The sequence below is a fragment of the Bradyrhizobium sp. NDS-1 genome (assembly GCF_032918005.1).
Lineage (GTDB): Bacteria > Pseudomonadota > Alphaproteobacteria > Rhizobiales > Xanthobacteraceae > Bradyrhizobium > Bradyrhizobium tunisiense.
Map to the genome: position 1 here is coordinate 1,134,673 of NZ_CP136628.1, position 22,647 is coordinate 1,157,319.

Genomic DNA, 22,647 nt, shown 5'->3' on the forward strand with positions numbered 1-22,647 from the left:
CTTATTGGCCCAATCCGAACTCAGGACAGTGGCAGGCGCGCAGTTCGGCTACTCGGGCAGTCCTGCTTTACGCATGGCGCTGATAAATTTCTCAAAGTGCTCCGGCCTCTTGAGGAATATCTGTTCATGAAGGTTCGATAGCCGCAATGTAGGTTGCATCGCTCGTAGCCGCGTCATCACTTCTTCTCTTGCTCGCTCACGGCCGGCCAGGGCGTGGCTCATCGCCAGGACACGCAGTGCAGCTGGCCAATCGGGTCGCATCTGCAGCGCACGATCAGACCAGGCGGAAGATTGATCGAGATCTCCAAGAAAGAAATATCCGTAAGCGATGGCGCAGTGTGCGAGATGCATCAGGGGGTCTAGTGGGCTGAGGCGCATGGCATTGCGGACGTGCTGGATCGCCACCTCGGGCTCTCCGGCATAGACGTGGATCCAACCGCTTCGCTGCCACGCAACCGACAGGTTCGGGTTCAATTGCAGGGCATGATCGATCAGGGCGATACCTGCCTTGATGTCACCGACGACGTGAGCAAGCGCGTGTGCGCACCAAGCGAGCGCGACGGCATCCGTGCGGCCCAGGTCTGCGCCCAGTCTCGCCAGGCGTTCGGTCTCGGCCATCTCCGTCTTGCGATCAACGACCCACCCGTTCGACTTCCGCATGAGATAGCACCCGGCGGCAAGCGCATGCGGCCTCGCGAAGGTCGGGTCGAGTTCAGTCGCGCGACGGAAGTGCTTGAGCGCCGCATCGTGACCGGACCTGGTCCAATCGTGCCAGTCCGCCATGCCGCGCAGGAAGCAATCATAGGCGGTCAGGTTTTCCGTGGGCTTTCGCTTCGCCCGTTCGATTTCTGCCTGTTCCAGCCGGGGCGCGATCGCGCCCACGACGCTATGCGCCATCTGATCCTGCATCGCGAAAATGTCCTCGACCGAGCTCTCGAAACGATCGGCCCAGATATGCTTTCCGCTTTCGGCGTCGATCAGCTGCCCGGTGATGCGAACGCGCTTTGCGGCCTTGCGTACACTTCCTTCCAACGCATACCGCACGCCCAGGTCGCGTCCCACGGTCCGGACATCGACGGCTTTGCCCTTGTAGGTGAAGCTCGAGTTGCGCGCGATGACGAACAATTCAGAAAATCGGGACAACTCGGTGATGATGTCGTCGACGACACCGTCAGTGAAATAGTCCTGCTGCGGATCACCGCTCAGGTTCGTAAAGGGCAGAACGACGATCGATGGCTGTTCCAGCGAGGCCGTGCCGGCGACCGGCGTTGGCGCAGTCGGAGTGACCGCCGGCTGCTTTTCCTCTCTTACCTCGCCTACAAAACGGACTCCTGCGCGGCGCAGAGTCTTGATCAGTCGCTGTGCCTCGCCCGTGTCGCCGATTGCCTTGCGAGCGCCGTTCAGCCGCGTCGTCAATGCGCTTTCCGATACAATGCGGCCGCCCCAGACCGCGCCGATGAGCTCGTCCTTGCTTACGACGCGGTGGCGATGGTGAATCAGAAAGACAAGGATATCAAAGACCTGAGGCGCCAGCGGTACCAGCTCGTCGCCTTTCCGAAGCTCCCGGCGGTCCGTGTCGAGCACGTACGTTTCGAACCGGTACAGCAAGTTTCACTCCGATATTCGCGGGAGCGGCCTGCCCCTCGAAATGAAGCTTAAGGTAAGGATAAAGTAAGCCAGCCGCAAAGCGGCAAACCAAGGCGCATGACACTGTCACAGCCATCAGTTGCAGCACAAGGACAGGAGTCATGACGGTCACCCGCCGCAGATTGCTTCAACTTGCCGCAGGACTTGCCACCCTCCCGGCTGTGGCCCTGACCGCGCGAGCGGAGACCTACCCGGCGCGGCCAATCCGCGTGATCGTCCCGCAAGCTGCGGGAGGCGCCGCCGACATCAGCGCCCGACTGATCGGTCAATGGTTGGGCGAACGCCTGGGGCAGCCCTGCACCATCGAGAACCGGCCGGGCGCGGGCGGCAACATCGGGACAGAGGCCGTCGTCGCGTCGGATCCTGACGGCTATACTCTCCTGCTCGCCGGATCGTTCAACGCCATCAACGCAACGCTGTATGAGAAGCTCAGCTTCAACTTCATCCGGGATGTCGCGCCGGTCGCTGGAATCATGCGAATTCCGCTCATCATGGTCGTGAATCCTTCGCTTCCAGTCAGATCCGTGGCGGAACTGATCGCGTATGCCAAGGCCAACCCGGGCAAGCTGAATTTCGGGTCTGCGGGCAACGGCAGTCCCCAACACATGGCTGGCGCGCTGTTCAAGATCATGGCGGACATCGACATCGTGCATGTGCGGTATCGAGGATCGGCGGCGATGTTGACCGACCTTCTGCGTGGCGAAATTCAGTTGGCGTTCGACCCGATTCTCTCGTCACTCGAGCATATCAAGTCGGCGAAGCTGCGCGCGCTGGCAGTAACAACGGCGACAAGGTCTCCCGCTCTGCCGGATATCCCGCCCGTGGGGGAGGTGGTGCTCGGCTACGAGTCGGTTGGCTGGGTCGGCATTGGAGTGCCCCAACGCACGCCGGTCCAAATAGTCGAGAAGCTCAACGTCCAGATAAATGCGGCTCTCGCAGATCCAGGCATCAAGGCCCGGCTGGCGGACCTCGGCGGAGCGCCGCTGCCCGGCTCACCGGCCGATTTCGGCGCGCTCATCGCCGAGCAGACCGAGCGCTGGGGCAATGTGATCCGTACGGCGCAGATCAAACCCGAATGACACCAAGGCATCGGAGATGTCCATTTGGCGCAGCAAGGACTGGCCAACTCGGTCCCCCCGCGGAGTCTAGGTGTCTGTCATGCTCGAGTTGGTGGAAACAATCGTGATCGGCGGCGGGCAAGCCGGACTGGCATTGAGTTATTACCTGGCGAAATCCGGAAGAGAGCACGTCATCCTGGAGCGCGGCCGTGTCGCCGAGCGATGGCGCAGCGAGCGTTGGGATTCCCTTCATTTCCAATTCCCCAACTGGATGATCCGGCTTCCGGGGAGGGCCTATGATGGAGACGACCCCGATGGCTTTTCTGAACGAGATGACATCGTTCGGTTTATCTCGGACTACGCTGCCCGCAATGTAGCGCCCCTGCGTTGCGGGGTGAATGTTACCGGGTTGAATCGAGACGAGAGTGGTCGTCTGGTTGTGAGCGCAGGCTCGATGTCCATGGCGGCGGCTAACGTCGTCGTAGCAACCGGCCCATATCAATTGCCGACACTGCCGCCCTGCGCTGCACATCTGCCGGCGAGCGTCCGCCAAATCACGGCGAGCCGCTATACCCGTCCGTCCGATCTGCCGCCCGGCAATGTCCTGGTCGTGGGGTCCGGCGCGTCCGGCTTTCAAATCGTAGAGGACCTGCTTCTCCAGGGACGGGGCGTATACTACTCCCTGCGCGGACACCGGCGTGTTCCAAGACGCTATCGTGGGCGTGACACCGGCAGATGGAACGAAGAGATGGGCCTCAACAATCGGACTGTTGACGTGCTCCAACCGGGTTTCAGGCCGCCTCTGGTTACTGGTTACAAGGGAGGCGCAACGGTTGATTTGCGTGACTTGGCGGAGCGCGGTGTGACGCTTCTCGGCAGTCTTCAGCATGTTGAAAAAACGTGCGTCTTTTTCGCAACGGATCTGAATGCAAACCTCGACGCTGGTGACGAGACGTTCCGACAAGCGGTTAGTGCCATCGACGCGCATATCGAGACTAATGGTATCGATGCCCCACCCGCTGGCGAGTTCTCAGATCTGATGGCCAAGCAGCCAAAGAGTCTTCCAGAAATCGCGATGCTCGATCTGAATTCCGTTGCGATAACCACTGTCATATGGGCGGTCGGCTACAGCTATGATTTCGGATGGATCAACTGCGATGTGCTGGACGCGCGTGGAGCACCCATCCAGCGTCGGGGAGTTACCGCAGTTCCCGGCGTTTATTTTCTCGGTTTGCCTCGAATGCACAAGGTCCAGTCGGCATTTCTCTGGGGTGTCGGTGAGGACGCCGAATTTTTATCTCAACACATCGACGGGTCGACGGGTGTCTCCTGATCAGCCTTGGCGGACCTGGCTGATCGGTACCGGCGAGGCTGCTGCTGATCCCAAGCCGGCATTGGCTAACGCATGAGGGTCAATTAGCATCTCCCCCAGCTTCAGTTGCTTTGGGTCTCTCTCAATGATCGGACGAAGCTTCAAACAGCTACTTCGCGTCGCCAGTGCGGTGGCATTTCCCCTCCTTCTGGAGGTGCTTACGCTGAATTCGCAGCGCGCCTTCGCCCAAGCAGAGCCGGCAACACAAGCCGCCGGTCCCCGCTTTCGTGCGGATGGACCGACTGCAGACGAATTTGGCCAGCAGGACGGATACCCGGCTTGCAAGGGTATCGACTATGTCGACCAAAAGCGCTGCCGGGTAGGCGCGCTGAGCCGCTATGACACGCTGTTTCCCGCACGCACCATCAGTGCTCCGAAACAGTCAATCCCGCTGGCTCGCGCAGCGCACGAACCCGTCATTCACTATGCCTTCGCCGGACTCAAGCTGACGCTCGATGACTACCTCGATCGGCAACCGGTCACCGGCCTGTTGATTGCGAAAGACAATACGATTCTGGTCGAGCGTTACCAGTACGGACGCACCGATCGGGATCGCCTGGCGTCGTTCTCGATGGCGAAGACCGTGCTTTCGCTGCTCATCGGGATCGCGGTCAAGGAGGGCGCCATCCGGTCCGTCGACGATCTCGCGGAAAGCTATGTCCTTGACCTGAAGGACACCGAATACGGCCGGACGCCGATCAAGGCTCTGCTGCTGATGTCTTCAGGTGTCGCGTTCTCGGAGGATTACGGCAGCAGATCCAGCGATATCAACAAGCTGGCCCGTATGACGGTTGAGCCGGGCTCTCCCGGCAGCCTCTTCGCGGTGAAGCAGTTCAATACGCGTCTCTCCCCGCCCGGCGTGCGTTTTTCTTATTCGTCCGCTGAATCGCTGGTGCTGGGCCTTGTGCTCGCGGCCGCCACCAAGCGCACCGTGTCCGACTATGCCGCCGAAAAACTCTGGCAGCCAATGGGGGCGGAAGCCGATGCGACGTGGATCGTCGATGCGACCGGGCAGGAAATCACGTTTGCCTATGTCAACGCGGTGCTGCGCGATTGGGCGCGCCTCGGCCTGATGCTGGCCAATCACGGCAACTGGAATGGCAAGCAGATCGTGCCTGCAGACTGGCTCACGGCATCGGCTGCTGATGCGCTTCCCACGGACTCCCCCCTGGCGAAGTACGGTTATCAAGTCTGGTTTTCCGCAGACACCAGGCGCTTCTCGCTCCAGGGTTTCCGCGGACAATTTGTCTTTGTCGATCCGGACCTGAAGCTTGTTCTCGTGCAGACCGCGCTCAGCGGTGACCGACCCGCGCCCGCTGAGCTGTTTGCTCTTTGGATCGCGCTGCGAGCGCAGGTTCGGTAGGGCGCGGGTGGCAAGTCGGCATTTCGGCTTGTGGCCCACCGCGCAAGCTAGATAGTCGGCTGACGTCCTCGCCGCGTCCACGTCGCCCGCTCGGCGAAGACTTGGCTGACCTCCGCCATGTGCTCCGTGCCCCACGTGCAGAGCGGCACGAGAGCCTGGGCGAGGCTATGGCCCAACGGGGTGAGGCTATAGTCCACCCGCGGCGGCACCTCCTTGTAGTCGGTCCGCTTCACGAGACCGTCGGCTTCCAATTCCTTGAGTTGCTGGATCAGCATCTTGTCGCTGACGTCGCGCACGGCGCGCCGCAGCTCGCCGTAGCGGGTCGGGCCGTCCTGGGCGAGGAAGTACAGGATCAGCGGCTTCCACTTGCCGGCGATGACCCGCAAGGTCGCATCGAGGCCGCATGTGAAGCCGGGCAAGGTCGGCGTGCAACGCTGGACATCCGGTGGAGACTGCGTGGGCGGAAAGGCTGGATCTGACATTTTTGGGCACTTACCAAAAGGTGCATACTTGTCGATAGGTGGGTACGCCGCCAGCTCAGTGCAACCTCAGTGAAGGAGCACATCATGAGCAGACTACAAGGCAAGACGGCAGTGGTGACCGGCGGCGGAACCGGCATCGGATTGGGAGCAGCGAAACGGTTCATTGAGGAAGGCGCGTTCGTCTATCTCTTCGGGCGGCGCCAGGAGCCGCTCGACGCCGCGGTGGCGCAACTCGGGTCCTCGGCGCGCGCGGTCAGGGGATCGGTCACAGACCTCTCCGATCTCGACCGGCTGTACGCGGCGGTGAAGGCCGAACGGGGAGGGCTCGACATTCTGTTCGCCAATGCCGGAACGGGGCTGTTTGCGCCGCTCGGGGAGATCACGGTCGAGCACTACGATCACATCTTCGACGTCAACGTGAAGGGGCTGGTGTTTTCGGTGCAGAAGGCGCTGCCGCTGATGAGAGAAGGCTCGTCGATCATCCTGACCGGTTCGAGCACGGGCGTGATGGGCACGCCGCAGTTCAGCATCTACAGCGCGACCAAGGCCGCGATCCGCAATCTGGCACGAAGCTGGGCGCTGGATCTGCGCGGCACCGGCATCCGCGTCAACGTGCTGTCTCCGGGGCCGATCAAGACGGAGCTGGCGCTGGAGATCGTCGGCGAGGAGGCATTTGATGCGCTCGGAAGCACCACGCCCATCGGGCGTGTCGGCGATCCCTCGGAGACGGGTGCGGTGGCCGCGTTCCTGGCGTCCTCGGACAGCAGCTTCATGACCGGCGGCGAAGTGTTCGCCGATGGAGGCCTGGCGCAGGTCTGAGTCTTGAGCGTTGAGGGCTTCGGTCATTCGATCGAAGCCCTCGATGCGCGACGCGATGAGGGGATGCGTTTAAATCCCCAGAATCTTCCTCGCGTTGGCCTTGAGCACCTTCGGCCGGATCTCGTCGCGGATGTCGATCTTGGCGAAATCCGACAGCCAGCGGTCCGGCGTGATCACCGGCCAGTCCGAGCCGAACAGCATCTTGTCCTGCAGAATCGAGTTGATGTAGCGCACCAGGATCGGCGGGAAGTACTTCGGCGACCAGCCCGACAGGTCGATATAGACGTTGGGCTTGTGGGTCGCGACCGACAGCGCCTCCTCCTGCCAGGGGAAGGAAGGGTGGGCGAGGATGATCTTGAGGTCGGGGAAATCGGCCGCGACGTCGTCCATGTACATCGGGTTGGAATATTTCAGCCGCATCCCCATGCCGCCCGGCATGCCCGAGCCGACGCCGGTCTGGCCGGTGTGAAACAGCGCGATCGCGCCGCCATTGTTGATCTCTTCGTAGAGCGGATAGGCCATGCGGTCGTTGGCGTAGAAGCCCTGCATGGTCGGATGGAATTTGAAGCCGCGCACGCCGTATTCCTCGATCAGCTTGCGCGCTTCGCGGACGCCGAGCTTGCCCTTGTGCGGGTCGATCGAGACGAAGGGGATGAGGACGTCGAGATGCTCGGAGGCGACCTCCAGCATCTCGTAATTGTTGTAGCGGCGGAAGCCGGTCTCGCGCTCGGCATCGACCGGGAAGATCACGGCGGCGATGTTCTTGGAGCGGTAATAGGCCGCGGTCTCCGGCACGGTCGGCGGATGCTTGTTCGGCGACTTGAAGTACTCCGCCATCTGCGCCTGGAAGTCGTCATAGCCGTCGTCGGCATGGCAGCCGCAAGGCTCTTCGGCATGAGTGTGGATGTCGATGGCGACGACTTTGTCGATATCAGGCAGCTTCAGCTTCGGCATGGGTGTCCTCCCGACGGGTTGCCGAATTGATTATATGATATAACGAATTTGGCAAGGTGTCCTTGAACGCCTTGGAACCCCCGGGATAAATCAGGCCGATCCGGCCCGTTCGACTGTGCATGGGGTTGTTTTCGCGAATTTGCCGGTTCGGGAGGCGGCAGTTAACATTGACAGCACCTGCCGCCATGCCTTAAGAACCGCCCCGTCCCGGGCGGTCGGTCCGCCAGCGGGAAAAATCTCATTTTGCCACATTCGCGCGTGCCGAAACGGTAGTGTCGAACACGGCCTTTCGAACGTTCAGGATTCTGCCATGAAGGTCCGTAACTCGCTGAAATCGCTGCGCGGTCGCCATCGCGCCAACCGCCTGGTCCGCCGCAAGGGCCGGGTCTATGTGATCAACAAGGTGCAGCGCCGTTTCAAGGCACGTCAGGGCTGATCTCGCCCTGCCGGACGCCCGCGCGCCCGCAAGACCACGATCTCACACGAGTTTGACGCCGCCCTGCTTTGCAAGGGCGGCTTTGCGCGTTTAGACTTCGGCCATGGCTTTGAGATTCCCGCATCCGCGCACCCTGTGTCTGGCACTTGTGCTGGGAAGTGTCGGCCTCGCTCCAGCTCTGGCGCAGCAGGTCGAGCCGCCCGGCAAGCAGAAGAAGCTTCCCGAGGCACCGGCCAAGCTGCCCAAGGTCGATCGCAGCAAGAATCTCGAGTTTCTGTTCGGCGCGCTGAAGGCGGCACCCGACGAGGCCAGCGCCAAGCATGTCGAAGCGCGGATCTGGGCAATCTGGATCCAGACCCCGAGCGACACTGCGGCGCTGCTGATGGCGCGCGCCAAGACCGCGGTCGACGCCAAGAAGATCGAGGTCGCGATCAAGCTGCTGGATTCGGTCATCAAGCTCAGGCCCGACTACATCGAGGCCTGGAACCGGCGCGCCACGCTCTATTACATGCAGAACGACTATGGCCGTTCGCTCGCCGATATCCAGCAAGTGCTGGTCCGGGAGCCGCGCCATTTCGGCGCGCTCGCAGGCCTCGGCATGATCATGCAGGAGGTCGGCGACGAGAAGCGCGCGCTCGAGGCCTATCGCAAGGCACTCGCGGTCAACCCGCACCTCGAAAAGATCCCCGACCAGGTCAAGGCGTTGACCGAGAAGGTCGAAGGTCGCGACATCTAGCGGATAAGTTGATCATTGCCTGAATGATTGCGGCCGGCGCGGGTTAACCACGTTCGAAGGCGCGGCGTCTTGCGGACTATTGCCGATGCCGCCGCAGGCCTACCTGCAATGGCAGGAGCCAAAGCCATGAAGCGTTTGATCTTTGCAGGGTGCTTGCTGCTGGCGTCGGGGGCGTCGAGCTTCGCCGACGGACTGTTCTGGGTGGTCGGCAACCGCGCCACCGGAAAATGCAATATCGTGACCAGCAATCCGGTCATCATCGGCGACATCTGGTTCGGCGACGGTCCCTACAAGTCCAGGGCCGATGCCAAGCTTGCCCGTTCGACGATCCGCGCCTGTCCCGCGCCCACGCCCGACGAGGAAAAGGCCGAGGACGGCTCGAACTAGGCTGCGCTTAATGCAGGACGCTGCCGCCGCGCTCGACCAGGCCGCGATCGGCGGCGGCGGCGTAAGCCTTTGCAAGCTCCGTCTCGAGGTGCTCGTTGATCAGGAGCAGTGCCCGCACGGCGCCGCGCAGGTCGCCGTTGCAGCTTGCGACGATCTCGTCGATCGCGCTGTCGTTCGATCTGATGCTCATCGAAAATCCTCCGGTTCAAACCAGGACAAATTCTGCCGGTCTTTCCCACATCCCCTGGGGCCTGCGAGGAGGATCGGCGCCCACCCGCGCCTAGATGGCGGAACCGACCATGGCGATTATATGGAAGCAGCGATGACGGCTGCATGAAGCTGTTCCGAGGCTTGCGTGTCGACTGAGAATACTGTTGATTCCATTGAGTTTTTACGTTCCTCAATTTTGCACATATCCACAGCCCCGGCGCTTTTGGTGGACATATGGAAAGCCGGTGGATCGAAACTGCCGCCGATCGGACCCGTAACTCCCCTGTGCCCAGGCTCTCCCGGATTCTCTCCATGATCGTAATGTCAGTCGTGGCGGCGCTGGTTCTGCTGGCGCTGGTCACGCAGGCCGGAATCGTCGCGGTGCAGCGGGCCTTTCCGCCGCAAGGCGGGATGGTCGAGGTCGACGGGGCGACGCTTCACGTCGTCGATATCGGTCCGCGCGATGCAGGCCTGCCGATCGTGATGCTGCACGGCGCAAGCTCCAATCTCGAAGCGATGCGGCGCCCGCTCGGCGATCTCCTCGCCAAAGACCATCGCGTCATCCTGGTCGACCGTCCCGGCCACGGCTGGAGCACGCGCGCGCGGCGCCAGGATTCCACCCCGCAGGTCCAGGCGCGGATGATCGACGATGCGCTTCACAAGCTGGGGATCGAGCGTGCGATCTTCGTCGTGCATTCCTGGAGCGGCGCGCTCGGTGCGCGGATTGCGCTCGATCATCCCGGCCGCGTCGCGGGCCTCGTCATGCTTGCGCCCGTCACCCATCCCTGGCGCGGCGGCGTCGGCCGTTACAACGAGATCATTGCAACGCCGGTGATCGGCCCGCTGCTCGCCTACACCGTCACGCTGCCGCTCGGCTATTTCGTCACTGAGGCCGGCGCGCGCAACGTGTTCCTGCCGCAGACGATGCCGGACGGTTTCGTGAAGGATTCCGCAACACCGCTGCTGTTGCGTCCGCGCGAATTCATCGCCAATGCCTATGATCTGGTGACGCTGAAGGAAGCGGTCGCCGCGCAAGCTCCGCGCTACGGCGAGATCAAAGCCCCGGTCACGGTCATCGCCGGCGAGCCCGACAAGACGGTTAGGACCAACATCCACGCCCGCCCGTTCGCGGCCATGGTGCCGAATGCGAAGCTGATCGTGCTGCCCGATCTCGGCCACATGGTGCAGAACGCGGTGCCGGATCGCGTCAAAGCGGAGATCGAGACGATGATCGGAAAAATCGCCTCGGCACAGGCGGCCGCCGATTAGAGCGTCTTCGAGCTCTCTTGGGGTGGGCAAAGGCGCATTTGCGCCGTGCCCACGATCTCTCGGCGACGGCAAAACACATGGACACCTTGGCTGTGTCGCCCGCTGTCAATCCATTCGCGCAAAAATATTCCACTTTACCGAAATTCGGTTTCGGCGTATGTGTCGCCCATCCCGGCTCACTCAAGAGGGGCGATCATGTGTCGTTACTTTCGCGAGCCGGGTCTGCGGTGGACGCGGCAGCGTCGGGCGCGAGAGGTGCGGGCAGGGAGGGTAGTCCCCGGTGAGCCCGTGGCCGCGCGCGGACGAACGGCGCTGCTAGGTTCGTCTCGACTGCAAGTTTTCGGCTTCGTCGACAGGGCCGGGAAAACTGCGGGCGAAATGGCGGGCCGTGCGTACGGCAAAACCGTGTGGTCCTGGCCGTCGTTGCTACGGTCAAGCTCTTGCGGAGGCGGCATCTGCGTCAACCGGCGCGGGTACCGGTGAATTCCGCGAGGACGAGGGAGGCCAAAGGAAAGTTCGGCTCCCGGGAGAGCACGGCATAAGCCGTCCGACCACCGCCCAGGGAAGGCCGAGTGATCGGCACCACCTGTATGCTGCTGTGCGGTTCTTCCTGCGTGTGCATTTCGCGCAGCGGACCGCGGGTGCGTTGTCGGCACCCGGCCTTCCCTGCGCCCTCTTGGATTAGAGGGTGAGAGATGACGCAAAGCTCGGGTGAATTCAGCCGCGAGAACGATAAGGCGTGTCTGCAAGCGAGATGTAGCGGGAAGAGCCATGCCCTTGCGTCATACTCCGTCATTGCGAGCGCAGCGAAGCAATCCAGAAGCCTCCGCGGAGAGGTTCTGGATTGCTTCGTCGCAAGAGCTCCTCGCAATGACGTGGAGAGAGTGAGACTATGCGTCACAAAAAATGCTGCAGCTTCGATCCTGATCCGATCAGAACCGAAGCTGCCGCGGCTACCTTGTGCAGGCTTACTGCTTGACCTTCCCGTCCTTGTCGTATTGGGCAATGAAGGCCCAGAGATTGTTGATCTCGGTCTCGTTCTTGATGCCGGCGAACGCCATCTTGGTGCCGGGGATCTTGGCCTTGGGGTCCTTGATGTATTCCTTGAACACGGCCTCGTCCCAGGTGATGCCGGAATTCTTGTTCGCATCCGAATAATTGTAGCCCTCGGTGGTGCCCGACTTGCGGCCGTTGAGACCGTTGAGCTCGGGACCGACCTTGTTCTTGGCGCCTTCGCCGATCGCGTGGCAGGCCAGGCATTTGTTGAACGATGTCTTGCCGGCCGCGACATCCTGCGCCATCGCGGCGGGTGCGGTGGCGATGAGGGTGAGGATCGTCAGCGCGCCGTAAGTCAGTTTTGTCATAAGTGTGCTCTTCGTCTCTTCCCGGGTCAGATGGAGGGTCGTGGTTTTGGCAGGTCCGATGTAAGTGGACAAGCCGCGAAACTTTGACAGGTTTCATGATAGCCGACTTGTCCCAGAGAGAACTTGCGCTGCAACAAAGCAATGCGACCTTCGGAGGACCTACCCAAAGACGGCAAGACATGATTGATTTGCCGAGACAATTCCATCCGTCGGACGAAGGCTTCTCAAAATGGCCATCATGATGCCAGCAAGCGACCAGGCCGTTTTGGCGCGTCGCAGCGAAATCGTCGCCGCCTTGCGCGCAATCGTGCCCGGCGAGGGCGTGATCGATACGCCTGCCGAGATGCGGGCCTACGAATCCGACGGCCTGACCGCCTATCGGCAGCCGCCGATGGTCGTGGTGCTGCCTGATACCACCGAGCAGGTCTCGCTGATCCTGAAATATTGTGCGGGGCAGAACATCAAGGTGGTGCCGCGCGGCTCCGGCACCTCGCTGTCAGGCGGGGCGCTGCCGCTCGAAGACGGCGTGCTCCTCGGCCTCGGCAAGTTTAAGCGCATCCGTGAGATCGATTTCGACAACCGCGTCGTCGTCACCGAGCCCGGCGTCACCAATCTGGCGATCAGCCAGGCGGTCGCCCATGCCGGTTTCTACTATGCGCCCGATCCGTCCTCCCAGATCGCCTGCTCGATCGGCGGCAATGTCGCGGAGAATTCCGGCGGCGTGCATTGCCTCAAATACGGCATGACCACCAATAACGTGCTCGGCTGCGAGATCGTGCTGATGAGCGGCGAAATCCTGCGCATCGGCGGCAAGTCCGCCGAGAACGCAGGCTATGACCTCATGGGCGTCATCACCGGTTCAGAAGGTCTGCTCGGCGTCATCACCGAGGTCACGGTCCGCATCCTGCAGAAGCCGGAGACGGCGCGCGCGCTGATGGTCGGATTTGCGCAAGTCGAGGCCGCCGGCGAATGCGTGGCGCGGATCATCGGTGCCGGCATCATTCCCGGCGGCATGGAGATGATGGACAAGCCCGCGATCCACGCCGCGGAGGCCTTCGTCCACGCCGGCTATCCGCTCGATGTGGAGGCGCTGCTCATCATCGAGCTCGACGGTCCCAAGATCGAGGTCGACGAGCTGATCACGCGAGTCGAGAGCATCGCCAATGCCTGTGGCTCGACCACCTGCCAGATCTCGACGTCCGAGGCCGAGCGCAACCTGTTCTGGGCCGGCCGCAAGGCTGCGTTCCCGGCGGTGGGCCGCATCTCGCCCGACTATCTCTGCATGGACGGCACGATTCCCCGCGGCGCGCTGCCGAAGGCGCTCGCGCGCATCCGCGAGCTCGGCGAAAAATACCAGCTTGGCTGCGCCAACGTGTTCCATGCCGGCGACGGCAATCTGCACCCGCTGATCCTCTACGATGCAAACAAGCCGGGCGAGATCGAGCGCGCCGAAGCCTTCGGCGCCGACATCCTGCGCGCCTGCGTCGAGTTCGGCGGCGTGCTCACCGGCGAGCACGGCGTCGGCATCGAGAAGCGCGACCTCATGCCTGATATGTTCAGCGAGATCGATCTCAACCAGCAGCAACGCCTCAAATGCGCCTTCGACGCGCAGGGCCTACTCAATCCCGGAAAGGTGTTCCCGACCCTGCATCGCTGCGCCGAGCTCGGCCGCATGCATGTGCATGCGGGCAAGCTGGCGTTTCCGGATTTGCCGCGGTTCTAGCGTCAACGCCAGATTTGCTTTCCGCTCTAAACTTGGATACCGGCTCAGTCGTGGATACGCTCAAGGTCAGAGACGCCAAAGACGTCGAAGAGGTGGTGCGCGCGGCGATTGCCAATGAGCAGCCGATCGAGATCATCGGTCATGGTTCCAAGCGCGGCATCGGCCATGCGATGGCGACCAATGCCGTGCTCGACGTCTCCGCGCTCAATGCGGTTACCTCCTACGAACCGAACGAACTGATCGTCACGCTCCAGGCAGGTGCGCCGCTAGACGACGTGCTGTCGCTGATCGACGCCAAGAACCAGCAATTCGCCTTCGAACCCGTCAACACCGCCCCGCTGCTCGGCACGCCCGTATCAGGCACCATCGGCGGCATGATCGCGGCGGGGCTCGCCGGCCCGCGGCGCATCAAGGCGGGCGGGGCGCGCGATCACCTGCTCGGGGCGCATGCCGTCTCCGGTTTCGGCGACAGCTTCAAGACCGGCGGCAAGGTGGTGAAGAACGTCACCGGCTACGACCTCTGCAAGCTGCTCGCAGGGTCCTGGGGCACGCTGTCCGTCATGACCGAGGTCACGCTGAAGGTGATGCCCAAGCCCGAGGCCGAGCGGACGCTGCTGCTGCGCGGGTTGGATGATGCCGTCGCCAACAAGGCCATGACCGCGGCGCTCGGCTCGCCCTTCGACGTCTCGGGTGCCGCGCATCTGCCGAAATCGATGCTCCGGGCCAAGACCGAGGGGCTTGGCGATCTCGGAGGGGAGGGCGAGGCGCTGACCATGCTGCGGCTCGAGGGCATCACGGCTTCCGCCGCCCACCGCGCCGGATCGCTGCGCGAATTGCTGGCGCCGTTCGGCACCGCGACGCTGGTCGAGGACATGGCATCCGCGGCACTGTGGGCGGCGATCCGCGACGTGCTGCCGTTCGCGGCCGGCGGCACGCTCGGCGCCTGGCCGGTCTGGCGCATCGTCTGCCCGCCGGCCTCGGGCGCCATCCTCGGCGCGCAATTGGCGCGCGAGACGGGGGGCGATGTGATCTACGATTGGGGCGGCGGTCTGATCTGGGCGGCGCTGCCGCCGAAGCCGGACGCGCATGCTCCGGCCGTACGCGCGCATGCGAACGCTGTCGGAGGGCACGCCACGCTGATCCGGGCGGCCGAGGATGTCAGGCGGGAAGTCGACATCTTCCATCCGCAAGCACCGGGGCTTGCTGCGCTGAGCGAGCGGGTGCGCGCCAGTTTCGATCCAAAGACCATTCTCAACCGGGGACGCTTGCGGCGGAGCGTTGGGGCATGAAGACCGAATTCTCACTGGCGCAACTCGCCGACCCCGATATCGCGGAAGCCGACAAGATCCTGCGCGCCTGCGTTCATTGCGGCTTCTGCACCGCCACCTGTCCGACCTATGTGCTGCTCGGCGACGAGCTCGATAGCCCGCGCGGCCGCATCTATCTGATCAAGGAGATGCTGGAGAAGGACCAGGCGCCGACGGCCGAGGTGGTCAAGCATGTCGACCGCTGCCTGTCGTGCCTGGCCTGCATGACGACCTGCCCCTCCGGGGTGAACTACATGCATCTCGTCGACCAGGCCCGGGTCAGGATCGAGCAGCGCTATCAGCGGCCGCTCACCGAGCGGCTGCTGCGCCAGGTGCTGGCTTTCGTGCTGCCGGATCCCCAGCGTTTTCGCGCGAGTATGGTGCTGGCCCGGCTCGCCCGTCCGCTTGCCGTGTTCCTGCCGACGCCTCGTCCCTCGGCCACGCCCGGCCTGATCGCGCGCCTCAAGGCGATGCTGGCGCTGGCTCCAGACCGGCTGCCGGCGCCGGGCCCTGCCGGCGGCAGCGTGTTCGCGGCGCTCGGCAAGAAGCGCGGCCGCGTTGCGCTGCTGCAAGGCTGCGCCCAGCAAGTGCTGGCGCCGCGCATCAACCAGGCTGCCATCAGTCTTCTCACCCGCCACGGCATCGAGGTTGTCCTGGTCCGGGACGAGCAGTGCTGCGGCGCGCTGACCCATCACCTTGGCAACGACCAGGATGCATTGGCGCGGGCCCGGGCCAATATCGCGGCGTGGCGGAGCGAAGCGGCCGGCGAGGGGCTCGACGCCATCCTCGTGACCGCGTCCGGTTGCGGCACGGTGATCAAGGACTATGGCTATCTCCTGCGCGAGGATGCTGCGTTCGCGGCCGACGCGGCGAAGGTGTCTGCGCTCGCCAAGGACATCACCGAATACATCGCCGGACTCGGACTCGAACCGACCGCGCGGCAGGACAACATCGTCGTTGCCTATCACTCAGCATGTTCGTTGCAGCATGGGCAGAAAATCACGAGCCTTCCGAAAGAATTGCTTTCCAAGAATGGATTCGTGGTGAAAGATGTGCCGGAGAGCCATTTGTGTTGCGGTTCGGCGGGGACCTACAACATTCTCCAGCCCGAGCTTGCGGGCCGGTTGCGCGATCGCAAGGTCGCCAACATCGCGAGCGTCAAGCCGGACATGATTGCCGCGGGCAATATCGGCTGCATGGTGCAGATTGCCAGTGGCACGTCAGTTCCGGTCGTACACACGATTGAGCTTCTCGATTGGGCTACGGGCGGGTCGCGGCCGGCATTGAACGCGCAAGTTTGAGCTTTCAAAGGCTTTGGCTTTCGTCCGGAGGTGACGGCTGAAATCGCCCGATCGACCATTGTTTGGCGGCAACAGGAGGACCACGATGGCGAAAGCGAAAAAGAAGAAAAGCAAGAAGGCCAAAAAGGCGAAGAAGGCTGTAGCGGCGAAGAAATCCGCCAAGAAGGCAGCCAAGAAGTCCGCGAAGAAGTCCGCGAAAAAATCGGCCAGGACGTCGGCCAAGAAAGCAACGAAAAAGGCAGCCCCGAAGAAGGCCGCCAAGAAGGCCGTGAAGGCCAAGGCCAAGAAGGCTGCGCCGAAGAAGGCCGCGAAGAAGGCGGCACCGAGGAAGGCGAAGGCAGCTCCCGCGCCGAAGCCGTCAGCGCCGGCGGCAAGTCCGGCTCCCGAGCCGGCGGCCGAGACGAGTTGGGCGATGCCTTCGTCTTCTGCGGAAGCGGCGCCGGCCGAGGGGCAAAACTAGGTCCTATCCAGCGACCGCGATCGACAACAGGAAGGCCGCTGCGGTGACGCTGCGGCCTTTTTGCATCGGCCAAGTACCCGCCGGAAGCCGCCTCTTTCCCGCGCCTGTCCGATTCGTAGCCCGGCTGCCACGTGACCCGCCTTGCCCGTACTTGCACGGTCCCTTCGTGCAGTTTGGAATGCAAATAATGTGATCGAGAAGACACACAGGCTGATAACCTTTCGTGGAAACGTCAAAACGCCTAAAAAGTCGGCAGATGCCCGCGCTTTTTGCTTCACGGATCGTGGCCTCCAATCCAGATTGTCGCAGTAACGCAATTTTGCACACAGGTCGTTCGCCCCGGGGGGCTTCCGGGATCCGACTAGTAAGAATTTGGCGATGGGGATCGAAATGAAAAAAGTGGCTTTGTTGGCAACGGCGCTGGCAATGGTGGCGACGGGTTCGGCTTTCGCGGCAGACATGCGGGTCAAAGCGCTGAAGGCCCCGCCGCCGCCGGCGTTCGATCCCTGGGATATCGCCTTCGGCGGCGCGATCATGAGCAACTACGTCTTCCGTGGTATCACTCAGTCGAACAACAAGCCGTCGGTCGCCGCCTATTTCGAGCCGCGCTACAACGTCACCAAGGACCTCCAGCTCTATATCGGCGTGGCCGGCGAGAGCATCTCCTTCCCGAACCGCGCCGCTGCCGAAATCGACGTCTACGGCGGTATCCGCCCGACCTTCGGCGCGTTCGCCTTCGACATCGGCGTCTGGGGTTACCTGTATCCGGGTGGGACCTGCTACTACGGTGCGCCTGCCATCGACTTCGCCGGCAACTTCCAGGGCGCCGAGTGCGCCGAGAAGGCCCTGTTGAACACCAACGTCATCAAGCGGGACCTGAGCTTCTTCGAAGTCTACGGCAAGTTCACCTACACGGTGAACGACAACTGGTCGTTCGGTGTCACCGAATACTACACCCCGAGCTTCCTGAACTCGGGCGCCTGGGGCAACTACACCTCGATCGTCGGCAAGTATACCGCGCCCAGCACGGTGTTCGGCTCGAGCGGCGTCGGCATGTACGTGTCGGGTGAGTTCGGCCGTCAGTGGCTCGGCACCTCCGACAGCTTCTATGGTACGGCGGCTTTCCCGAACGGCATCAACTACGCCGATTACAACACCTGGAACGTCGGCATCGGCTTCACCTACAAGGTGATGACGCTGGACCTGCGCTACTCGGACACCGATCTGTCGAAGGGCGACTGCAACGCCTTCACCAGCGATTATTCGGCGCGCGGCAACCTCACCGCTTCGACCGGCACGTTCCTGACGCCCATCAATCCCTCGGGCGTCGGCTCCAGCTGGTGCGGCGCTGCCGGTATTGCCAAGCTGTCGTTCGACCTGACGGCGATGACCAACCTGAAGTAAGTTTCTTCCGGAAACCATCTACGAGGGCGGCAGAGCAATCTGCCGCCCTTTTTGCTTTGGGGCTGGTGCCTGGCGCGACGCGAGGCCGAAATGCGAAGGGCTACGAGGCTTTGCCGAGGACGTGGATCTCGCCGTCCTCCACCAACGCCACCTTGCGGGTATGGAAAGCGTCCAGCGTCGAGCGGTGGCCGATCGAGACGATGGTGGCCTGTGGCAGCTTCTCCGTCAGCAGCCGATAGAGCCGATCCTCGGACGGCTCGTCCAGCGAAGCCGTCGCCTCGTCCAGGAAGAGATAGTCGGGCACGTGCAGCAGCGCGCGGGCAAGACCAAGGCGTTGCTGTTCGCCGAGCGACAATGTCCTGTTCCAGTGACCGTCCTCGTCGAGCCGGTCTGCCAGCCGCTTCATGCCGACCGCGACCAGGGCGTCGCGGATCTGCTCGGGCGGGAAGGTGCCGTGCTCGGCAGGGTAGATCACGGCGTCGCCCAGCGGGCCGATCGGGAAATACGGCCGCTGCGGCAGCATCATCAGCCTGGACTTCTCGGGAACGGTGATCGTGCCGGTGCCGAACGGCCAGACCCCGGCGATGGCGCGGAATAGTGTGGACTTGCCGGAGCCCGACGCGCCGGTGACCAGCACCCGCTCCGACGGCTGGATCGTGAAGCCGGCGGCTGCGACCAGAGGGGTCCCGTTCGGTAGCTTGACGAGGAGCCGCTCGAGCGCGATGGCCGTGCCCTTCGAGGGCGCGACCTCGATGGTCGGCTCCTGGGTCGCGCCGCGGGCGGCTGAGCTGACCGACATCTCGAAGCCGTCGAGGCGGGCGATCACCGCGCGCCACTCGGCGAGCGAACGATAGGCGGTGACGAAGAAGGACAGCGCATCCTGAACGCTTCCGAACGCCGAGCCGGTCTGCATCATGTCGCCGAGCTGGATGCGCTTGGCGAAGTAGGCAGGCGCGACCACCACATAGGGAAAGAGCGTTGCGGCCTGACCGTAGCTTGCCGTGAACGCGGTCAGGCGCTTGGTCCGGCTCATGATCTCGTACCAATTGCCGATGACGAAGCCGAAGCGCCGCAGCAGCCGCCCTCGCTCCGCGCTCTCGCCCTTCAATAGCGCGATCTGCTCGGAATTCTCGCGCACGCGGATGAGGTTGAAGCGGAAATCCGCCTCGAAGCGCTGCTGCTCGAAATTCAGGTTGACGAGCGGGGCGCCGATCCAGTGCGTCAGGGCGGTGCCCGCGATCGCGTAGGCCACCGCGCACCAGACCAGAAAACCGGGGACGATGATGTCGGTGCCGTAAATGTACAAGGGCGCCTTGTAGGACAGGCCCCAGAGGATGACGATGAACGAGGCCAGCGTCACGATCGAGGACAGAAGGCCGAGGCCGATGCTCAGCGTCTGTTCGACGAAGGTCTTGACGTCCTCGGTGATACGCTGGTCCGGATTGTCGGCGGCGTCGCCCTTGAGCTGCATGCGGTAATGCGTGGCGCCGTCGAGCCATTCGCCGAGATAGTGTTGCGTCAGCCATTGCCGCCAGCGGATCTGGAGCCATTGGTTCAGGTAGAGCTTGTAGACGGCCAGCGCGACGAAGGTGAAGGCGAGGCCAAGAAAGATCCAGACCTCCTTGACGAACTCGGGCAGATCGTAAGCCTGCAGCGCGCTGTAGAAGCGGTTCTGCCACTGATTGAGGAGCACATTGATCGCGACCAGCACCAGCTCCATGGCGACGACGACGGCGAGCAAGCCGCGGCCGGCCCATTTGTCCTCCGACCAGAAATAGGGAGCGGCGATTCGCCAGACGATCGCGAGCGTGGCGCTGATGTTCTTCACAGAGCAGGGTCTCCTAGGGGGATGTGCACAACCACCCGGAGCCAAGGACTTGAGGCCATGGCGGAAATGGGCGCGCTCAGACTAAAGTCGCAAGTTTCTGCAATTTGCGTTGCCTTGCCGCAGCTTGCAACCCTAGCACGGGGCTCCGCGGCGCGGGGTGGGCTGCTCCGCGATTTCGCGAGCTTGTGAGTGGACGGGAACCGCTGCATTCGCGAGGAATTCATATCCATCCTGGGGTTATCGCTTCGAGCATCAAGCAGGTTCGGCCGTCCACGCGGGCCGACCGCCATAACATGCGTGGGGAGAAGACTATGTGGAATCAAATCTATGATCCGTTGCACAGCCCGGTGTTGTCGACGATTGCGGCGGCGGTGCCGGTCGTCACGCTGCTGATCCTGATCGCGAGCGGACGCGTCCAGGCCCATATCGCCGCGGTCATCGCCGTGATCGTGACCAACCTGATCACCATCTTCGTCTTCACCATGCCGGCGAACATGTCGATCCGCGCTTCGGTGCTTGGCATCGTGACCGGCTTCTTCCCCATCGGCTGGATCGTGCTCAACGTCATTTTCCTCTACCAGGTAACGGTGAGAACCGGCCGCTTTGAATTGCTCAAGCGGGCGGTCGGCGGCGTCACCGAGGACCGGCGGCTGCAATTGCTGCTCATCGCGTTCTCGTTCGGCGCGTTCTTCGAGGGTGCTTCCGGCTTCGGCACGCCGGTCGCGATCACCGGCGCCGTGCTGATCGGCCTCGGCTTCTCGCCGCTCGCGGCATCCGGCCTGTCGCTGATCGCCAACACCGCACCGGTTGCCTATGGCGCGCTGGGCACTCCGATCCAGGGACTATCCTCGGTCACGGGGCTCGATCCCTACATTCTCGGCGCCATGGTCGGCCGGCAATTGCCGCTCTTCTCACTGATCGTGCCGTTCTGGGTGGTATGGGCATTCGCGGGCTGGAAGGGCATGAAGGATGTCTGGCCGGCGATCCTCGTCACGGGCCTGTCGTTCGCGATCCCGCAATTCGTGATCTCCAACTTCATCAATCCCTGGATCGTCGACATCGGTGCGTCGCTGATCTCGATGGGGGCGCTGATCCTGTTCCTGAAGGTCTGGCAGCCCAGGCAGCTCTGGCTGTCGCCTGCGTTGCGCGGCAACGATGAATCGGCCGCCACCATGACGGCGGCAAAGCCGCTCGACAAGACGCCGCTGACGCAGAGCGAGCTGTTCAGCGCGCTGCTGCCGTGGATCATCGTCTGCATCGTGATGCTGATCTGGGGCAACGGCGCCTTCAAAGGGTGGGCGAATTCGATCTTCGTCTGGAACTATCCGATTCCCGAGCTGCATCAGATGATCAACAAGATGCCGCCGGTCGCGCCAGGGCCGACCAAGGAGAGCGCGGTGTTCGCTTTCACTTACCTGTCCTTCACCGGCACGGGCATGCTGATCGCGGCGATCATCTCCGGCTTCCTGATGGGCGTCGGTCCCGGCAAGCTCGCGATCGAGTATGGCCGCACCATCCGGCTGTGCGCGATCTCGCTGATCACGATCTCGGCGATGCTCGCGATCGGCACGCTGACGCGGCTGTCCGGCGTCGACGCGACGCTTGGCCTCGCCTTCGCGGCCACCGGCGTGCTCTATCCCTTCTTCGGCACGCTGCTGGGCTGGCTCGGCGTGGCGCTGACGGGATCGGATACGTCGTCCAATATCCTGTTCGGCAACCTGCAGAAGATCACCGCCGAGCAGCTCGGCCTGTCGCCGATCCTGATGGCCGCGGCGAACTCGTCCGGCGGCGTCATGGGCAAGATGATCGATGCGCAGTCGATCGTGGTCGCTTCCACGGCCACCAACTGGTACGGCCATGAAGGCACGATTCTTCGCTTCGTGTTCTGGCACTCGATCGTGCTGGCCTGTCTCGTCGGCCTGTTCGTGACGTTGCAGGCCTATGTATGGCCGTTCACGGCGATGGTGCTGAAGTAGCAGGTCGCGCCAGGCTTCGACGCAAATCCCCGCGAGGCTCGCCTCCGCGGGGATTTTTGCATCTACGGCTGCAGCGGGAGAACTTCTCAAGGACGCCGCCGTCTTATAGAAGGTGCGGCAAATCAGGTCGGACGAGAGGTCTCATGGTTTTGCTCAAGCGATTGGTGTGTGCGGCAGTTGCAGTGCTCGCGATGTCCACGCTCGCGGGAGCGCAGGAGGGGTTCCCCTTCGGCACGGAGATGACGCTGGAAGCGCTGCCGCAAGCAGGCTCGAAGCGGATTCCGAACATCGAGATCGGCGACCATGGCGAAGTCGTGCTGGAGCTCTGGTGCAAGGGCGGCAAGGGCCAGTTCTCGGTCGCCGGCAACACCGTGATCTTCGTCCCCGGTCAGATCCAGGACCGTTCCTGCCCGCCGGCAAGGGCGCAGGCCGACGACGAGCTCGTCGCTGCGCTCTCCAGTGTCGAGACCTGGAAGCGCCAGGGCGACGTGCTGACGCTGATCGGCCCGAAGTCGCTGCGCTTTCGCACGACGGGGAATTAGACCTCTCGT

21 protein-coding genes are annotated in these 22,647 nt (G+C 63.0%); 15 read left to right on the forward strand and 6 right to left on the reverse strand.

Features of this window, described 5'->3' with window-relative positions; translation table 11 throughout:
* Nucleotides 1-48 precede the first annotated feature (48 nt).
* Nucleotides 49-1,608 carry a winged helix-turn-helix domain-containing tetratricopeptide repeat protein gene (locus RX330_RS05305; protein WP_317242296.1) on the reverse strand — a complete coding sequence of 520 codons (1,560 nt, stop codon included), beginning with the start codon at nucleotides 1,606-1,608 and terminating at the stop codon, nucleotides 49-51.
* Between the two features lie 140 nt (nucleotides 1,609-1,748).
* On the opposite strand from RX330_RS05305, the gene RX330_RS05310 reads away from it, so the two are divergent.
* The 3 genes from RX330_RS05310 to RX330_RS05320 all read left to right on the forward strand — a co-directional run bounded on the left by RX330_RS05310 (nucleotide 1,749) and on the right by RX330_RS05320 (nucleotide 5,440).
* Nucleotides 1,749-2,726, forward strand: a complete 978-nt coding sequence (locus RX330_RS05310) for a Bug family tripartite tricarboxylate transporter substrate binding protein (RefSeq protein WP_317242297.1) — start codon at nucleotides 1,749-1,751, stop codon at nucleotides 2,724-2,726.
* A gap of 79 nt (nucleotides 2,727-2,805) precedes the next feature.
* Nucleotides 2,806-4,038 (forward strand): NAD(P)-binding domain-containing protein, encoded by a 1,233-nt coding sequence (locus RX330_RS05315; protein WP_317242298.1) that lies wholly within the window; start codon nucleotides 2,806-2,808, stop codon nucleotides 4,036-4,038.
* A 124-nt stretch (nucleotides 4,039-4,162) separates the two neighbouring features.
* Nucleotides 4,163-5,440, forward strand: a complete 1,278-nt coding sequence (locus RX330_RS05320; protein WP_317242299.1) for a serine hydrolase domain-containing protein — start codon at nucleotides 4,163-4,165, stop codon at nucleotides 5,438-5,440.
* Between the two features lie 47 nt (nucleotides 5,441-5,487).
* Here the strand turns inward: RX330_RS05320 and RX330_RS05325 are convergent, their stop codons facing one another.
* A complete protein-coding gene (locus tag RX330_RS05325) occupies nucleotides 5,488-5,922 on the reverse strand; it encodes a winged helix-turn-helix transcriptional regulator (protein ID WP_375847584.1) in 435 nt (144 codons plus the stop codon).
* An 84-nt stretch (nucleotides 5,923-6,006) separates the two neighbouring features.
* On the opposite strand from RX330_RS05325, the gene RX330_RS05330 reads away from it, so the two are divergent.
* Nucleotides 6,007-6,741, forward strand: a complete 735-nt coding sequence (locus tag RX330_RS05330) for an SDR family NAD(P)-dependent oxidoreductase (protein ID WP_317242300.1) — start codon at nucleotides 6,007-6,009, stop codon at nucleotides 6,739-6,741.
* Between the two features lie 69 nt (nucleotides 6,742-6,810).
* On the opposite strand, the gene RX330_RS05335 is transcribed toward RX330_RS05330, so the two are convergent.
* Complete coding sequence (locus RX330_RS05335) at nucleotides 6,811-7,695, reverse strand: amidohydrolase family protein (protein WP_212080114.1); 885 nt, start codon at nucleotides 7,693-7,695, stop codon at nucleotides 6,811-6,813.
* Nucleotides 7,696-8,005: 310 nt separating this feature from the next.
* Between RX330_RS05335 and ykgO the strand changes: the two genes are divergently transcribed.
* The 3 genes from ykgO to RX330_RS05350 all read left to right on the forward strand — a co-directional run bounded on the left by ykgO (nucleotide 8,006) and on the right by RX330_RS05350 (nucleotide 9,254).
* On the forward strand, nucleotides 8,006-8,131 hold the full coding sequence (ykgO, locus tag RX330_RS05340; RefSeq protein WP_006611362.1) for a type B 50S ribosomal protein L36: 126 nt from the start codon (nucleotides 8,006-8,008) through the stop codon (nucleotides 8,129-8,131).
* Between the two features lie 103 nt (nucleotides 8,132-8,234).
* Entirely contained in the window at nucleotides 8,235-8,867 is a 633-nt protein-coding gene (locus RX330_RS05345; protein ID WP_212080116.1) for a tetratricopeptide repeat protein, read from the forward strand.
* A 126-nt stretch (nucleotides 8,868-8,993) separates the two neighbouring features.
* Entirely contained in the window at nucleotides 8,994-9,254 is a 261-nt protein-coding gene (locus RX330_RS05350; RefSeq protein ID WP_212080118.1) for a hypothetical protein, read from the forward strand.
* Between the two features lie 7 nt (nucleotides 9,255-9,261).
* Here RX330_RS05350 and RX330_RS05355 read toward each other — a convergent pair whose 3' ends face one another.
* Nucleotides 9,262-9,444 (reverse strand): hypothetical protein, encoded by a 183-nt coding sequence (locus RX330_RS05355; RefSeq protein ID WP_212080120.1) that lies wholly within the window; start codon nucleotides 9,442-9,444, stop codon nucleotides 9,262-9,264.
* A 332-nt stretch (nucleotides 9,445-9,776) separates the two neighbouring features.
* Here RX330_RS05355 and RX330_RS05360 point away from each other — a divergent pair, with 332 nt between their 5' ends.
* Nucleotides 9,777-10,733 (forward strand): alpha/beta fold hydrolase, encoded by a 957-nt coding sequence (locus RX330_RS05360; RefSeq protein ID WP_317242301.1) that lies wholly within the window; start codon nucleotides 9,777-9,779, stop codon nucleotides 10,731-10,733.
* Between the two features lie 968 nt (nucleotides 10,734-11,701).
* On the opposite strand, the gene cycA is transcribed toward RX330_RS05360, so the two are convergent.
* Entirely contained in the window at nucleotides 11,702-12,097 is a 396-nt protein-coding gene (cycA, locus tag RX330_RS05365) for a cytochrome c-550 CycA (protein ID WP_212080124.1), read from the reverse strand.
* 229 nt (nucleotides 12,098-12,326) lie between these two features.
* Here cycA and RX330_RS05370 point away from each other — a divergent pair, with 229 nt between their 5' ends.
* From RX330_RS05370 to RX330_RS05390, 5 genes are all read left to right on the forward strand, one after another.
* Nucleotides 12,327-13,820 carry an FAD-linked oxidase C-terminal domain-containing protein gene (locus RX330_RS05370; RefSeq protein ID WP_317242302.1) on the forward strand — a complete coding sequence of 498 codons (1,494 nt, stop codon included), beginning with the start codon at nucleotides 12,327-12,329 and terminating at the stop codon, nucleotides 13,818-13,820.
* Nucleotides 13,821-13,870: 50 nt separating this feature from the next.
* On the forward strand, nucleotides 13,871-15,109 hold the full coding sequence (locus tag RX330_RS05375; protein WP_212080129.1) for an FAD-binding protein: 1,239 nt from the start codon (nucleotides 13,871-13,873) through the stop codon (nucleotides 15,107-15,109).
* Nucleotides 15,106-16,428: a glycolate oxidase subunit GlcF gene (glcF, locus tag RX330_RS05380; RefSeq protein WP_317242303.1), complete on the forward strand. Its 1,323-nt coding sequence runs from the start codon at nucleotides 15,106-15,108 to the stop codon at nucleotides 16,426-16,428. The genes RX330_RS05375 and glcF overlap by 4 nt, the downstream gene beginning before the upstream one ends.
* Before the next feature lie 85 nt (nucleotides 16,429-16,513).
* Nucleotides 16,514-16,888 (forward strand): histone, encoded by a 375-nt coding sequence (locus RX330_RS05385; protein ID WP_317242304.1) that lies wholly within the window; start codon nucleotides 16,514-16,516, stop codon nucleotides 16,886-16,888.
* A gap of 390 nt (nucleotides 16,889-17,278) precedes the next feature.
* Nucleotides 17,279-18,292, forward strand: coding sequence for a TorF family putative porin (locus RX330_RS05390; RefSeq protein ID WP_317242305.1), 1,014 nt, complete (start codon nucleotides 17,279-17,281; stop codon nucleotides 18,290-18,292).
* A gap of 100 nt (nucleotides 18,293-18,392) precedes the next feature.
* On the opposite strand, the gene RX330_RS05395 is transcribed toward RX330_RS05390, so the two are convergent.
* Entirely contained in the window at nucleotides 18,393-20,120 is a 1,728-nt protein-coding gene (locus tag RX330_RS05395) for an ABC transporter ATP-binding protein/permease (RefSeq protein ID WP_317242306.1), read from the reverse strand.
* A 311-nt stretch (nucleotides 20,121-20,431) separates the two neighbouring features.
* On the opposite strand from RX330_RS05395, the gene RX330_RS05400 reads away from it, so the two are divergent.
* Both RX330_RS05400 and RX330_RS05405 read left to right on the forward strand, forming a co-directional pair.
* A complete protein-coding gene (locus tag RX330_RS05400; protein ID WP_317242307.1) occupies nucleotides 20,432-22,096 on the forward strand; it encodes an L-lactate permease in 1,665 nt (554 codons plus the stop codon).
* Between the two features lie 143 nt (nucleotides 22,097-22,239).
* Complete coding sequence (locus RX330_RS05405) at nucleotides 22,240-22,638, forward strand: META domain-containing protein (RefSeq protein ID WP_212080136.1); 399 nt, start codon at nucleotides 22,240-22,242, stop codon at nucleotides 22,636-22,638.
* Nucleotides 22,639-22,647 lie beyond the last annotated feature (9 nt).

Bases quoted from the DNA above. Each gene is read 5' to 3' on its own strand.
- RX330_RS05325 (WP_375847584.1), bottom strand. From the start codon at position 5,922: ATGTCAGATCCAGCCTTTCCGCCCACGCAGTCTCCACCGGATGTCCAG.
- RX330_RS05370 (WP_317242302.1), top strand. From the start codon at position 12,327: ATGGCCATCATGATGCCAGCAAGCGACCAGGCCGTTTTGGCGCGTCGC.
- RX330_RS05310 (WP_317242297.1), top strand. From the start codon at position 1,749: ATGACGGTCACCCGCCGCAGATTGCTTCAACTTGCCGCAGGACTTGCC.
- ykgO (WP_006611362.1), top strand. From the start codon at position 8,006: ATGAAGGTCCGTAACTCGCTGAAATCGCTGCGCGGTCGCCATCGCGCC.
- RX330_RS05345 (WP_212080116.1), top strand. From the start codon at position 8,235: ATGGCTTTGAGATTCCCGCATCCGCGCACCCTGTGTCTGGCACTTGTG.
- RX330_RS05355 (WP_212080120.1), bottom strand. From the start codon at position 9,444: ATGAGCATCAGATCGAACGACAGCGCGATCGACGAGATCGTCGCAAGC.
- RX330_RS05360 (WP_317242301.1), top strand. From the start codon at position 9,777: ATGATCGTAATGTCAGTCGTGGCGGCGCTGGTTCTGCTGGCGCTGGTC.
- RX330_RS05400 (WP_317242307.1), top strand. From the start codon at position 20,432: ATGTGGAATCAAATCTATGATCCGTTGCACAGCCCGGTGTTGTCGACG.
- RX330_RS05320 (WP_317242299.1), top strand. From the start codon at position 4,163: ATGATCGGACGAAGCTTCAAACAGCTACTTCGCGTCGCCAGTGCGGTG.
- RX330_RS05315 (WP_317242298.1), top strand. From the start codon at position 2,806: ATGCTCGAGTTGGTGGAAACAATCGTGATCGGCGGCGGGCAAGCCGGA.
- glcF (WP_317242303.1), top strand. From the start codon at position 15,106: ATGAAGACCGAATTCTCACTGGCGCAACTCGCCGACCCCGATATCGCG.
- cycA (WP_212080124.1), bottom strand. From the start codon at position 12,097: ATGACAAAACTGACTTACGGCGCGCTGACGATCCTCACCCTCATCGCC.
- RX330_RS05330 (WP_317242300.1), top strand. From the start codon at position 6,007: ATGAGCAGACTACAAGGCAAGACGGCAGTGGTGACCGGCGGCGGAACC.
- RX330_RS05350 (WP_212080118.1), top strand. From the start codon at position 8,994: ATGAAGCGTTTGATCTTTGCAGGGTGCTTGCTGCTGGCGTCGGGGGCG.
- RX330_RS05390 (WP_317242305.1), top strand. From the start codon at position 17,279: ATGAAAAAAGTGGCTTTGTTGGCAACGGCGCTGGCAATGGTGGCGACG.
- RX330_RS05335 (WP_212080114.1), bottom strand. From the start codon at position 7,695: ATGCCGAAGCTGAAGCTGCCTGATATCGACAAAGTCGTCGCCATCGAC.
- RX330_RS05385 (WP_317242304.1), top strand. From the start codon at position 16,514: ATGGCGAAAGCGAAAAAGAAGAAAAGCAAGAAGGCCAAAAAGGCGAAG.
- RX330_RS05405 (WP_212080136.1), top strand. From the start codon at position 22,240: ATGGTTTTGCTCAAGCGATTGGTGTGTGCGGCAGTTGCAGTGCTCGCG.